Origin of the sequence: uncultured Cloacibacillus sp., assembly GCF_963926575.1 — a bacterium.
GTDB classification, from domain to species: domain Bacteria; phylum Synergistota; class Synergistia; order Synergistales; family Synergistaceae; genus Caccocola; species Caccocola faecigallinarum.
On sequence record NZ_CAWUXW010000003.1, the window covers coordinates 812,142 to 825,150 of the forward strand.

Genomic DNA, 13,009 nt, shown 5'->3' on the forward strand with positions numbered 1-13,009 from the left:
CCTCTTACATCAGGCCGGGGAAGCCGCCCATGCCTCCGGTGAGCGCGCTCATCTTCTGCTCAGAGAGGGCGCGGGCCTTCGACGTGGCTTCCTTTATCGCGCCGAGCACGAGGTCTTCGAGCATCTCGACGTCGTCTGGATTCACGACCTCTTTATCTATAACGACGGAGAGGACTTCGCCGTGGCCGTTCGCCGTCACCTTGACGGCTCCGCCGCCGGCCGTGCCTTCGAGGACCGTGTTCTGGAGCTCCTCCTGGGCCAGCGCCATCTGCGCCTGCATCCTCTGAGCCTGTTTGATTATCTTATCCATCTTCATAGTTTTATCATCCTTTCAAAATTACGCAAACGGAGCGTAACGTTTTATATTCTAACGCTTTTCTTCAGAAAAGGCATCATCTTTATATCTATCGAGGTGAAGACAGGTTAAAATTAAATACCAGACGAAGAGCGGCAGCTTCGCTATGCGCCGCCAACGCGACGGCTCCTGTATGACGCGGTAGAGCCATTCCATGCCGCACTTCTGCCACGCCTTCGGCGCGCGAGTGAGGTTGCCCGATATCACGTCCATTGTGCCGCCGACGCCCATGCCGACGACCGCGCCGGTCTCCGCTATGTGCTTCTCAAGCCAGTATTCCTGCTTCGGCACGCCGAAGCCGACGAAAATGATGTCGGCGCGCGATTCCTTTATTTTCTCACATATCGACGCAGTTTCCTCTTCCTTGAAATATCCGTCGCGCGTCCCCGCGACCGTGAGGCCGGGATATTTTTCTATAAGCTTCTCCGCCGCCGCCTCCGCGACGCCAGGCTTGCCCCCGAGGAACCAGACGCGCCAGCCCTCGTAGGCCGCGCGCTTGCAGAGGTGCTCCGTGAACTCGACGCCCGGGATGCGCTCCTGTATCGGAGTGCCGACGAGCTTGAGCGCTCCTATGAGCCCCGCGCCGTCGGGCAGCACGAGTCCCGCGTGGCGCACGATGCGGCGGTAGTCCGCGTCGGTGCGGCTGCGCAGCGCGGCGAGCGCGTCGGGCGTGACGATGATGTGCGGCGTGCGCTCGTTCTTTATCCAGTGCTGCACGCGCGATAGCGCGTAGTTGAGCGAGATGTTGTCGACCGTGACTCCCCAGAGCCCCGGCTTGCGCCGCTCGTCGTTCATGCCGCGGCGCTTGTACTTGAACGTGTAGAAAATCCAAATCACCCCGAATACTCCGGCGACCGCGCCGAGCAGGCAGAAGAAGTCCGCCGCGCCGAGCTGTATCGCCGACACTAAGCAGCCCATGAGCGCGCAGACGGCGACGACGATATATATCGCCACCGGGTGCGTGAAGCCGCGCGTTATGAGCTTGCGGTAGAGGATTATGTTGCCGGTCGGGCGCTGCGAGACGGCGGCGCTTATGACGCCCATCGAGGTCTCCGTTATCGGCAGCGCAAAAAATCCGAGCGGCAGCAGCGCGAGCGTGTAGAAGGTTATCCCCTTGCTGACGCCGAGAATCGAAAGCCCCGCGAAGAGCGTCCCCCAGAGCGCGGTCAGCGGTTCCGTCAGCCGGCGGTAGGCGTAGACGTGGCGGCTCCAGAAGACGAGTATGAATACGAGGCCGATTATGCAGATTTGGGAGGCGTCGCGAAGGCTCTGCGACGACGAGAAGATGACCGCCGAGATCATCGTCCAGCTGACGGTCAACAGAAGCCCGCAAAGCCCCGGAATCTCGTCGATTTCCTGAAAGAATATCGGGAAGATGCCGACCCACAGCGTGCTGATGGCTATCGAGACGAAGTACGAAAGATAGTAATACTCTCCGTTCGTAAACTCGATGAACGCTATGCGCGGCCCGAAGAGCGAAAAGACGAGGCCGATGAGAAAGTACAGAAAGCGCAGATTTTTGCCGCGCGTCGCGCGCTGGCAGAAGCCTATGCACGCCGCCGCGACGCCCGCGGCTATCGTTATGCGCAGCGGGCCGTCGGGCATCCAGATGCCGCATATCGCCCACGCGCCCACGAGGGTGATGTCCTTGAGGTAGTAATACTGGTCGCTCTCAAGGTATTTTTTGAAAAATTTCTGTATAAGCACGCATATGACGGCTATTACCGCAATAATCGCCGCCGTGCCCAGATACGAATTAGAAAACATAAAGCCCCGCTCCCGCAAAAACTCAATAAAACAAATAAAGCCGCCGTAACTCTGCGTTACCCTTTACTATCCTACCATAAAAAAAGGAAGCCGCAAGACGGTTTCGCGCCCCGGCGGCTTCCTCGTCAATCAATTTTTTCGACGCTCTTACAGCGCGACCTTCTCCATGCCTCCGACGTAGGGACGCAGAGCTTCGGGCACGGTGATCGAGCCGTCCTCGTTCTGGTAGTTTTCCATGACGGCGATGAGCGTGCGCCCGATCGCGAGGCCGGAGCCGTTGAGCGTGTGGACGAAGCGCGCCTTGCCGCCGTCGGCCGGCTTGTACTTCATGCCCATGCGGCGCGCCTGGAAGTCCTCGCAGTTGCTGCACGAGCTGATTTCGCGGTAGGTGTTCTGCCACGGGAGCCAGACCTCGATGTCGTAGGTCTTCGCCGCGCCGAAGCCCATGTCTCCGGTGCAGAGCACTATGACGCGGTAGGGTATTTCAAGGAGCTGGAGCACGCGCTCGGCGCAGTGCGTCATGTGCTCGAGCTCGTCGTAGCTCTTCTCCGGCGTGCAGAGCTTCACCATCTCGACCTTGTCGAACTGGTGCTGGCGCAGCATTCCGCGCATGTCGCGGCCGTAGCTGCCGGCCTCGCGGCGGAAGCAGTTCGTGTAGGCGCAGAAGTATTTCGGGAGCTCGGACTCCTTGAGCGTTTCGCCCGAGTGGAGGTTCGTGAGCGGCACTTCGGCGGTCGGGATGAGCCAAAGGTCGTCGTTCGCGCAGCGGTAGAGGTCCTCGGCGAACTTCGGGAGCTGGCCCGTGCCGGTCATCGTCTTCGTGTTGACGAGCGCCGGCGTCTCTATCTCGGTGAAGCCGTGCTGCGTCGTGTGGAGGTCGAGCATGAAGTTCATAAGCCCGCGCTCGAGCCTCGCGCCCGCGCCCTTGAGGACGGTGAAGCGGCTCTCGGCGAGCTTGACGCCGCGCTCGAAGTCCATGATGCCGAGCGCCTCGCCGAGCTCCCAGTGCGGCTTCGGCTCAAAATCGAACTTGCGCGGCTCGCCCCAGCGGCGCATCTCTACGTTGTCGTGCTCGTCCTTGCCCTTCGGCACGCTCGAATGCGGCATGTTCGGCAGCTTGAGCGCGAGCTCGTCGAGCTCGTTCTGTATCTCCGCCGATTTGTCGTCGAGCGCCTTGATTTCCTCGCCGAGCGCGCGGATTTCGTTCTGGAGCGCGGTCGTGTCCTCGCCGGCCTTTTTCTTGACGGCGACTTCCTTGGAGCCGGAGTTGCGCTTCTCCTTCAGCGACTCGACGCGCAGCAGCGTTTTGCGGCGCTCCTCGTCGAGCTCCTTGTATCTGTCAAGCGGGAACGCGTTGTTGCGCGACGCGAGCATCTCCGCGACTTCGTCGTAATGGTCTCTGACCCACTTCATATCAAGCATTTTATTCTTCTGCTCCCCTCATGTTTCTTATCTCTTTCATCAGCTTCGCCGTTTCGAGCGCCGCGAGCGCCGCTTCGGCTCCCTTGTTGCCGGCCTTGCTGCCCGCGCGCATGAGCGCCTGCTCCAGATTGTCGCAGGTCAGTATGCCGAAGGCGACCGGGACGCGGTGCTCGAGGCCGACGTGCGCGAGCCCCTTCGCGGCTTCGCCCGCGACGTACTCGTGGTGCGTCGTGTCGCCGCGTATGACGGCGCCAAGCGAGATTATCGCGTCGTACTTTCCGAGCAGCGCTATCTCCTTCGCGACGACGGGCTGCTCCCACGCGCCCGGCGTCCAGTAGAGGTCGATGTCCGAGAAGCTTACGCCGTGGCGCGAAAGCGCGTCCTTCGCTCCTTCGATGAGCTTCGAGGTGATGAGTTCGTTGAAGCGCGAGCCTATTATCGCGAAGCGCAGCCCGCTTCCTATCATATCGCCCTGTATGGTGCGCATGACGTTTTTCCCCCTTCTGTAATTTTATTATTTCTTGCAGCCTTCACCGCAGTGCTTGCAGTAGGCTTTGTCGTGAAGCATGTGCCCCATGCGGCAGAGCTTCGTGTTCAGATATTTTTCGTTGTACGGGTTCGGCGGTATCTCTATCGGAACGCGCTCGGTTATCTCTAGGCCGTAGCCCGAAAGCCCGGTTATCTTGACGGGGTTGTTGGTCATCAGCCGAAGCTTCCTGAGGCCGAGGTCCGCGAGTATCTGCGCGCCGATGCCGTAGTCGCGCTGGTCCGGCGCGAAGCCGAGGGCGACGTTGGCCTCGACCGTGTCGAGCCCCTTGTCCTGAAGGTCGTATGCCTTGAGCTTGGCGAGCAGGCCGATGCCGCGCCCTTCCTGGCGCAGGTAGAGCAGCACGCCGCGGCCCTCTTTTTCTATCATCGACATAGCTGTGTGGAGCTGCGGGCCGCAGTCGCAGCGCAGCGAGCCGAGCAGGTCGCCCGTGAAGCACTCGGAGTGTACGCGGACGAGCACCGGCTCGTCGCCCGATATGTCGCCCTTGACGAGCGCGATGTGGACGGCCCCGGGGTTGTCGCCGTAGGGGCTTGTGTATGCGTGGCAGACGAAGTCGCCCCACTGCGTCGGCATCGGGACGGTAACCTCTTTTTTAACAAATTTCTCGCGCATGACGCGGTAGCGGATGAGCTCCTCGACAGAGATTATCTTGAGCCCTTCGCGCGCCGCGAATTCGAGAAGCTGCGGAAGGCGCGCCATCGTGCCGTCTTCGTTCATTATCTCGCAGATTACGCCCGCCGGGTTGAGCCCCGCGAGGCGCGTTATATCGACCGCCGCTTCGGTGTGTCCCGCGCGCTGGAGCACGCCGCCAGGGCGCGCCGTGAGCGGGAAGATGTGCCCCGGCTTTCTGAAATCGCCGCCGATCGACTTCGGGTCGGCGAGCGCGCGGGCGGTCGTCGCCCTTTCGGCGGCGGAGATGCCCGTCGTCGTGCCGTGGAGCTTGTCCACCGAGACGGTGAAGGCCGTGCAGTGCGCGTCGGTGTTGTGTTCGACCATCGGTTCGAGGCCGAGGCGCTGCGCCTGCGCGCATGAGATAGGCACGCAGACGAGGCCGCGCGCCTTTGTTATCATGAAATTGATATCCTCCGGACGGCAGAAGTCCGCCGCCATGACGAGGTCGCCTTCGTTCTCGCGGTTCTCGTCGTCGGCGACGATTATCATTTTTCCGGCTTTTATATCGGCTATCGCCTCTTCTATCGTATTGAACATTCTAAGCCTCCCAACTCAGTTCCAGCCATACTCGCTTAGTTTATCCCAAGTGAGAGAATTTTTCATCTTTCCGCTTTCTTTTTTTTCTCCGAGCGCGGCTTCGACGAATTTCTTCACGTATTTCCCTATCATGTCGGTCTCTATGTTGACCCTGTCGCCAGTGCGGAGGGCGCCTATCGTCGTCTCCGCGAGCGTCGTCGGTATGACGCCGACCGAGAAGAATTCCGCCTCCGCGTCAATGACGGTGAGGCTGACGCCGTCGACGGTCACTGAGCCCTTCTCCACTATCCCGTCGAGCAGACGCTCGTCCGCCGTGAAATAAATTTTGCGCGTATCGTCGAGAGCCTCTATCTTCGCAACTTCCGCGACGCCGTCCACGTGTCCCGCGACGAGATGGCCGTCTATCCGCGTGTCGAGGCGCATCGCACGTTCGAGGTTCACGCGCGCGCCAGTGCGCAGCCCGCCGAGCTTCGTGCGCGCGAGCGTCTCCGGCATCATCTGCACCTTAAACGAATTGGCGTCCTTGAACGTGACGGTCTGGCAGGCCCCGGATATCGCGACCGAATCGCCGTGCCGCAGCTCGGGCGCTATCGCTGGCGCGTATATCGAAAGCTCCGTAACGTCGCCGAGCGGCGTTATCGTAACTACCGTACCGACAGTCTCTATAAGTCCGGTGAACATGCAAACACTCCTCTGACGAGCAGATCTTCGCCGCAGCGCGAAACCTCGCGGATTTTCAGCTCCGGCACGCCGCCCATCGAAGCGAAGGCGGCGCCGTCGGCGAAGGAGGGGCCGCGCCCCATTATCTTCGGGGCCGTGAAGAGCGCGAGCTCGTCGCAGAGCCCGGCCTTTACGAAGGCCCCGGCGACGCCGGCTCCCGCCTCGACCATCAGATAGTTTACACCATCGCGGCAAAGTTTATCCAGAACGGCGGCGAGGAAATTATCCTCCGCTAGATATTCGACGCGCGCGCCCGCGCGTTCGAGCGCCTCGCCTTCGGCGCGCGGCGCGGAGTCGAGCGCGAATATTGAGACGCCGCCGCCCTCCAAAATTTTCGCGTCAAGCGGCGTGCGCAGCCGCCTGTCGAGAATCACGCGCAGCGGCGTGCGCCCCGGCGCGTCGCGCACGGTGAGCTGCGGGTCGTCGGCGAGCACCGTGCCTATGCCGGTCAGTACCGCGTCGCTTTCGGCGCGCATCGCGTGGACGGCGGCGCGCGACTCCGCCCCAGTTATCCATTTGCTTTCGCCGTTTTCGAGCGCTATTTTCCCGTCAAGGGATGCTGCGATTTTCAGCGTCACCCACGGGCGCCCCAGCGTCATGCGGCGGATGAAGCCGCGGTTCATCCAGCGGCATTCTTCTTCGAGCACGCCATCCTCGACCTCTATTCCGGCTTTTTCGAGCTTGGCGAAGCCTCCGCCGTCAACCTTAGGGTTCGGGTCGCGCATGCCTGCGACCACGCGCGCGACGCCGCGTTCTATCAGCAGGTCGGCGCAGGGCGGCGTCTTGCCGTAGTGAGAGCAGGGCTCGAGCGTCACGTAAGCCGTCGCTCCGCGCGCCGCTTCGCCAGCGTCGCGGACGGCGTTCACTTCGGCGTGCGGGCCGCCGTATTTCTGATGCCAGCCGCGCCCGACTATCTCTCCGTCGCGCACGAGCACGCAGCCGACTCTAGGGTTCGGGCTGCATTCCGTACCGCGCGCTGCCAGCTCGAGCGCGCAGCTCATATAATATTCGTCAGTTTTGTTTTTCGGCAGCGCCATCTACACGCGCCTCCTTCGTCATTTTTTCAGTTTCGTTTTCTTCGTTGAGCTTCGCCAATATCCGCTTCGCGAGCGCAGATCCTATGCCCCGCGCAGCAGCAAGCTCCTCAGGCGGCAAATCTTTAATGGCGCGCACGCTGCCGAATTTCGTTATCAGCATCGCGGCCTTCGCCCTGCCTATGCCGGGGACTTCCTCTATTTTGCTGCGCGTCAGGCTCTTGCCGCGTCGCGTCCTGTGGGACGTTATCGCGAAGCGGTGCGACTCGTCGCGCACGTGCTGCAAAAGGCGCAGCACTGGGTCGGTGTGGTCGAGCCGTACAGGCTCTTTTTGATTAGGCAGATAGACCTCTTCAAATTCCTTTGCTAGCGAAATTATAGGGATGTTGTGAATCCCCAGATCGTCGAGCGCCTGCATTGCGAATTCAAGCTGAACAGGGCCGCCGTCTATGAGTATAAGCTGAGGCAGCGGCTCCTGCCCCTCCAGGCATCGTTTGTAGCGGCGCGTCAGAGTTTCCTTCATAGAGCGGAAGTCGTCTATCCCCTCGACGGTGCGGATGTTGAACTTTCGGTAGAGCGACGGGTTCGGATAGCCCTGTTCGAAGACGACCGCCACGCCGACGGTAAAATTTCCAGCGCTGTGCGAAATGTCGAAGCCGTCTATGCGCCACGGCAGCACGGGAAGATTGAATACGCGCTGCATAGAATTCAGAACCTCCCAGAAATTGTCCTTGCCCGACGGGATTTCAGGAATGGTGTTCTGCTGGCGGCTGACGCGCCAGATCGCGCGTATCGTGTCGCGCAGATGCGCCGCCTCTTCGAACTTCATCTCCCGCGCGGCCTTGTCCATACGTTTGCGCAGCCGCTCGACCAGCTCCGCGCCGTGCCCCTGGAGCAGAAGCGCCACGTCGGCGACGCGGTCGCGGTACTCGTTTTCGGTGCAGAGGCCGCAGCACGGCGCGAGGCAGCGTCCGAGGGAATACTTCATGCATGGACGTCCGTTCTGCGGCTTCGCCTCCGCTCCGCCGCATGAGCGCAGCGGCAGGTATCTCTCGACAAGGCGCAGCAGCGCGCGCACCTCGCTGACGCGCACGTACGGGCCGATGTAGACCGCGCCGTCGTCCATCTTGACGCGGGTCACGATTATGCGCGGGTGCTTCTCCGCCGTTATTTTTATATAGGCGTAGCGCTCGTTCATCTTTAGGTCGACGTTAAAAAACGGCTGATAGAGCTTGATGAGCCTGTTTTCGAGAATCAGCGCCTCTATCTCGCTCTCAGTGCGCATCGTCGAGATATCGCGTATCGTATCGACGAGCTTGTTCAGCCGCGGCGAGGCGTGAGTATGGCGGAAGTATGACGATACGCGCTTGCGCAGCGACTTCGCCTTGCCAACATATATTATCTCGCCGTTTTCGTCGCGCATCAGATAGACGCCCGGGCGGTCTGGAAATCCTTTTACGAATTTTATAAGCTCTTCTTTATTCAAAGAATTGATTCCTTTCATTGCTTAAAGTTCAGCATTACTTGATATAATAACACAGTTGAGAAAGAACGTATCGCGGAGGTGCGAGTTAAATAATGTCTTTAACAGTCTACAACGATCTTACGAGAAAAAAAGAAACTTTCGTCCCCGTAGAGCCGGGCAAGGTACGCTTCTACGTCTGCGGGCCTACCGTCTACAACTTCTTCCACATCGGCAACGCGCGGCCTTTCGTACTCTTCGACGTATTCCGCCGCTACCTTGAAAGCGTCGGCTACGAAGTGACCTACGTCCAGAACTTCACCGACATCGACGACAAGATGATAAACCGCGCGAACGAGATGGGGATCACCGTCGCCGAGCTCGCGGAGAGATATATCGCGGAATACTACGCCGACGCCGACGCTCTCGGCATCCGCCGCGCGACGGTCAACCCGCGTGCGACGCACGAAATTCCTGCCATCATAGACATAATAGAAAAACTTATCGAAAAAGGCCACGCCTATGAAGTAGACGGAGACGTTTACTTCAGCGTGCCGAGCTTCCCGGAGTACGGCAAACTTTCGAAGCAGAGCCTCGAAGAGCTCAACGCCGGCGCGCGCATTGAAGTTGACGAAAGAAAGAAGAGCCCGCTAGATTTCGCTCTCTGGAAAGCCGCGAAGCCAGGCGAGCCGTTCTGGGAAAGCCCGTGGGGCAAGGGGCGTCCCGGCTGGCACATCGAGTGCAGCGCGATGTCCACGAAGTATCTCGGCAAGACGATAGACATACACGGCGGCGGCAGCGACCTCATCTTCCCGCACCACGAGAACGAGATAGCGCAGTCCGAATGCGCCAACGACGCGCAGTTCGTCAAGTACTGGCTACACAACGCCTACCTGCTCATCGACAAAGAGAAGATGTCCAAGTCTCTCGGCAACTTCCTCACCGTGCGCGACGCGCGTGAAAAGATAAGCCCGCTCGTCCTGCGCTTCTTCCTTATGAGCGTGCACTACCGCTCGCCGCTCAACTTCTCGCAGGAAGGGCTCGAACACGCGAAGGCGGCGCTTGAACGTCTCAACAACTGCCGCACCGACATGCTCTTCGCGCTCGACAACCGCGAATCGGGCGAAGCCGACGAAACTCTGCGTGAAGCCGTCAAGGCGGCGCAGGAGGGCTTCACCGAGGCGATGGACGACGATTTCAACACCGCCGGAGCTTTCGGCAGCATCTTCGAAATGGTACGCGCCGTCAACGTCCACCTCACAGAGCACAAAGAAATAGACGTTGAAGGGCTGCGCGAGGCCGAGGCGTTCTTTGAGAAGACAAACAAAATTCTCGGCTATCTGCCGGAAGCGCAGAAGGCGAACGACGAAGACGCCGAAATAGACGCGCTCGTCGCAGAACGCGCCGAAGCGAGAAAGGCGAAGAACTTCAAGCGCTCCGACGAGATCCGCGACATGCTCGCCGCAAAGGGAATCGTCATAGAAGACACCCCCCAGGGCCCGCGCTGGAAGAGGAACATATAGCGCGCGAAAGAAGCGAAAAAACGACAGACGCAATCCCCGCCGCCGGGCGGGGATTGCGTGGCACGGTTTAGTCAAAGAAATCTTCAGGACAAGTTGAGAGGATTGCTATACGCAAACGCCGCCCTTTTGGGCGGCGTTTGCGTGTGTTATCTTCGTAGTGTCGATTAGCTTATTTTGCTTCCGGCCGGTATTGAGTCGTCCATTACAGTCAGGAGGGTCAGGACTTCCTGGCGCGTTTCGGGGCTTTCGGCGGCTAGGAGCATTCCGTTGCTCTGGACGCCGCGGAATTTCGCGGGCTTGAGGTTGCAGAGGACTATTATTTTTTTGCCTTCGAGCTCTTCGGGCTTGTAGTTCTCGCGGATACTCGAGACTATGACGCGTTTCTCGTTGCCGAGGTCGAGGTTCAGCACGTAGAGTTTGTCTGCTTTCGGCACTACTTCGACTTTTTCGACGAGCGCGACGCGGAGGTCGAGTTTTGCGAAGTCGTCGTATTCTATCTGCGGCTTCGGCTCCTGATATTTGAAGAAGGCTTTCGGGTCAAGCTTCGCGCGCTTTTCGAGGTCGCGCTGTTCTTTCTCTTTCTTCCATTTTTCGATGTCGATGCGTGGGAAGAGGATTCCGCTGCGGTTGACCTTTACGCCTTCGCCGCCCTCGCCCCATTTCCACGCGGCGCGCGCGCCTTCGGCGGGCTCGCCTTCGAGGCCGAGCTGGCCCCATATACGCGCGGCGGTCTCGGGCATGAAGGGCGCGACGAGTATCGCCGCGAGGCGCAACGTTTCCCAGAGCGTGCGGAGCACCGTGTCGAGGCGCTCGACGTCGCCCTCGCGTCCGAGCTTCCACGGCTCTGTCTCGTCGATGTATTTGTTGGCGCGGCCGATAAAGCACCAGAGCGTCTTGAGCGCGTCGTCGAAGGCGAAGCGGTCGAGCAGCGCGTCCATGTCCGCGGCGGTCTTTTCGCCGAGGGCTTCTATCTCTTTTTCAAGCTCCGTCTGTCCGCCGAAGGCGGGGAGCATTCCCCCGCGGTATTTGTCGATCATCTGGAGCGAGCGCGAGAGCAGGTTGCCGAGGTCGTTCGCAAGGTCGGAGTTGATGCGCTGGACGAGCGCGAGCTCGGAGAAGTCTCCGTCGTGTCCGAAGGGGACTTCGCGGAGAAGGAAGTAGCGGAAGGTGTCCACGCCGTAGAGTTTTTCCATTTCAAAGGGGTCGACGACGTTGCCGAGGGATTTCGACATTTTTTCGCCTTCGACGGTCCACCAGCCGTGCGCGAATACGCGGACGGGCGGCGTGAGTCCTAGCGCCATGAGCATCGCGGGCCATATCACGCAGTGGAAGCGGATGATGTCCTTGCCGACGAGGTGGCGCGCCGCGGGCCAGTATTTTTCCCATTTCGCGCCGGGCTCGGGGAAGCCTAGAGCCGAGATGTAGTTGATGAGCGCGTCGAACCATACGTAGATGACGTGCTTTTCGTCGCCGGGGAGCGGGATGCCCCACTTGAGCGTCGTGCGCGAGATGGACTGGTCGCGCAGGCCGCTCTTTATGAAGCTGACGACTTCGTTGTAGCGTTCCTTCGGCATTATCGCGTCGGGGTGCTCTTCGTAGAATTTGAGAAGCGGCTCTGTGTATTTCGAGAGGCGGAAGAAGTATGTCTCCTCCGTCATCTTCGTGAGCGGCCTGTGGCAGTCGGGGCAGGTCTGCCCTTCGGCCATCTGCGCCTCGGGTACGTAGGTCTCGCAGGGGACGCAATACCAGCCCTCGTATTCGCCTTTGTATATGTCGCCCGAGGCCATGAGGCGGCGGAATACTTCCTGCACCACCTTCTCATGGCGCGGCTGCGTGGTGCGGATGAAGTCGTCGTTCCGGATGTTGAGCGTTTTCCAGAGGCGTTCGAAGTTCTGCACGACTTCGTCGCAGAGCTCTATCGGCGTTATGCCTTTCTTCTCGGCGACGGTCTGTATCTTCTGCCCGTGCTCGTCCGTTCCCGTAAGGAAATAGCTGTCGTCGCCGCCGGATTTATGCCAGCGGCTCAGGACGTCCGCCGCTATCGTCGTGTAGGCGTGGCCTATGTGGGGCACGTCGTTGACGTAGTATATCGGCGTCGTGATGTAAAATGGTTTTCCTGACATCGCTTATGCCTCCCTGATGCAATTTTCTATTATGAATTTTTTTACGCTGTTTTTCTGCACGCCGAAGCGCGCCGCTATCTCTTCGGCGGCGGCCTTCGTCGACGCGCCCGCCGCTATCAGCGCCGCGACCTCTTCGCGCCAGTCGCTTTCGTCCGCTTCGTCCTGCGTTTCGCGCGCTCCCTCTACGACGCAGACGAACTCGCCGCGTATCTTTTCCTCCGGCATTGTATCACAAAAGGAGGCGAGCGTCCCTTCTATGCGCTCCTGGTGGAGCTTGCTTATCTCGCGCACGAGCGCGGCGCGGCGGTCGCCGAGCCCCTGCGCCATGAGCGCGAGGTCTTCGCGCAGATGGTGCGGCGCGGCGTAGAATACGAGCGTTTCGCGCAGATTTTTGAGCTCTGCGAGGCGCGCGAGCTTTTCGTCTTTTTTGCCTTTGAGAAATCCGACGAAGACGAAGGACTCCATGCCGATTCCCGCGATGAGCAGAGCGGGGAGCAGCGCGTTCGCGCCGGGCAGGACGTCGAAGGGCAGGCCGCGCGCTATCGCCTCACGTACGATTACAGCGCCCGGGTCGGAGAGACCGGGCGTGCCGGCGTCGGAGACGAGCGCGACGCGCTGCCCCTCCTCGACGCGGCGCATGATCTCGTCCGCGCGCTCGCGCTCGTTGTGCTCGTGGCACGAGAGCAGAGGCTTTTTTATGCCGAAGTGGTTCAGCAGCCTCAGCGTGTGGCGCGTGTCCTCGCAGGCTATCACGTCCGCGCTGCGCAGCTCTTCGAGGCCGCGCAGCGTCATGTCCCCGAGGTTGCCGACGGGCGTCGGAACTATTATCAGCGGCATCGCTCTT

11 protein-coding genes are annotated in these 13,009 nt (G+C 60.3%); 1 reads left to right on the forward strand and 10 read right to left on the reverse strand.

The window, feature by feature from the left end; genetic code table 11:
* Positions 1–4: 4 nt before the first annotated feature.
* From ABGT66_RS08990 to ABGT66_RS09025, 8 genes are all read right to left on the reverse strand, one after another.
* Complete coding sequence (locus tag ABGT66_RS08990) at positions 5–316, reverse strand: YbaB/EbfC family nucleoid-associated protein (protein WP_294192953.1); 312 nt, start codon at positions 314–316, stop codon at positions 5–7.
* Between the two features lie 51 nt (positions 317–367).
* The gene (locus ABGT66_RS08995; RefSeq protein WP_346690261.1) at positions 368–2,122 is read right to left on the reverse strand and encodes a WecB/TagA/CpsF family glycosyltransferase; all 1,755 of its coding nucleotides are present in this window, start codon (positions 2,120–2,122) and stop codon (positions 368–370) included.
* A gap of 147 nt (positions 2,123–2,269) precedes the next feature.
* Positions 2,270–3,544 carry a serine--tRNA ligase gene (serS, locus tag ABGT66_RS09000; RefSeq protein ID WP_346690263.1) on the reverse strand — a complete coding sequence of 425 codons (1,275 nt, stop codon included), beginning with the start codon at positions 3,542–3,544 and terminating at the stop codon, positions 2,270–2,272.
* A 1-nt stretch (position 3,545) separates the two neighbouring features.
* Positions 3,546–4,031, reverse strand: coding sequence for a 6,7-dimethyl-8-ribityllumazine synthase (gene ribE / locus ABGT66_RS09005; RefSeq protein ID WP_300262543.1), 486 nt, complete (start codon positions 4,029–4,031; stop codon positions 3,546–3,548).
* Positions 4,032–4,058: 27 nt separating this feature from the next.
* Positions 4,059–5,303 carry a bifunctional 3,4-dihydroxy-2-butanone-4-phosphate synthase/GTP cyclohydrolase II gene (locus ABGT66_RS09010; protein ID WP_346690265.1) on the reverse strand — a complete coding sequence of 415 codons (1,245 nt, stop codon included), beginning with the start codon at positions 5,301–5,303 and terminating at the stop codon, positions 4,059–4,061.
* Positions 5,304–5,318: 15 nt separating this feature from the next.
* The gene (locus ABGT66_RS09015) at positions 5,319–5,984 is read right to left on the reverse strand and encodes a riboflavin synthase (RefSeq protein ID WP_346690267.1); all 666 of its coding nucleotides are present in this window, start codon (positions 5,982–5,984) and stop codon (positions 5,319–5,321) included.
* Positions 5,966–7,060, reverse strand: coding sequence for a bifunctional diaminohydroxyphosphoribosylaminopyrimidine deaminase/5-amino-6-(5-phosphoribosylamino)uracil reductase RibD (gene ribD, locus ABGT66_RS09020; protein WP_346690269.1), 1,095 nt, complete (start codon positions 7,058–7,060; stop codon positions 5,966–5,968). The genes ABGT66_RS09015 and ribD overlap by 19 nt, the downstream gene beginning before the upstream one ends.
* On the reverse strand, positions 7,035–8,543 hold the full coding sequence (locus tag ABGT66_RS09025; RefSeq protein ID WP_346690270.1) for an excinuclease ABC subunit UvrC: 1,509 nt from the start codon (positions 8,541–8,543) through the stop codon (positions 7,035–7,037). Before ABGT66_RS09025 ends, ribD begins: the two co-directional genes overlap by 26 nt.
* A gap of 92 nt (positions 8,544–8,635) precedes the next feature.
* Here ABGT66_RS09025 and cysS point away from each other — a divergent pair, with 92 nt between their 5' ends.
* Positions 8,636–10,042, forward strand: coding sequence for a cysteine--tRNA ligase (cysS, locus tag ABGT66_RS09030; RefSeq protein WP_346690272.1), 1,407 nt, complete (start codon positions 8,636–8,638; stop codon positions 10,040–10,042).
* A gap of 164 nt (positions 10,043–10,206) precedes the next feature.
* Here the strand turns inward: cysS and metG are convergent, their stop codons facing one another.
* The gene (gene metG, locus ABGT66_RS09035; RefSeq protein ID WP_346690273.1) at positions 10,207–12,165 is read right to left on the reverse strand and encodes a methionine--tRNA ligase; all 1,959 of its coding nucleotides are present in this window, start codon (positions 12,163–12,165) and stop codon (positions 10,207–10,209) included.
* Between the two features lie 3 nt (positions 12,166–12,168).
* The gene (gene rsmI, locus ABGT66_RS09040; RefSeq protein ID WP_346690275.1) at positions 12,169–13,002 is read right to left on the reverse strand and encodes a 16S rRNA (cytidine(1402)-2'-O)-methyltransferase; all 834 of its coding nucleotides are present in this window, start codon (positions 13,000–13,002) and stop codon (positions 12,169–12,171) included.
* Positions 13,003–13,009: the final 7 nt, after the last annotated feature.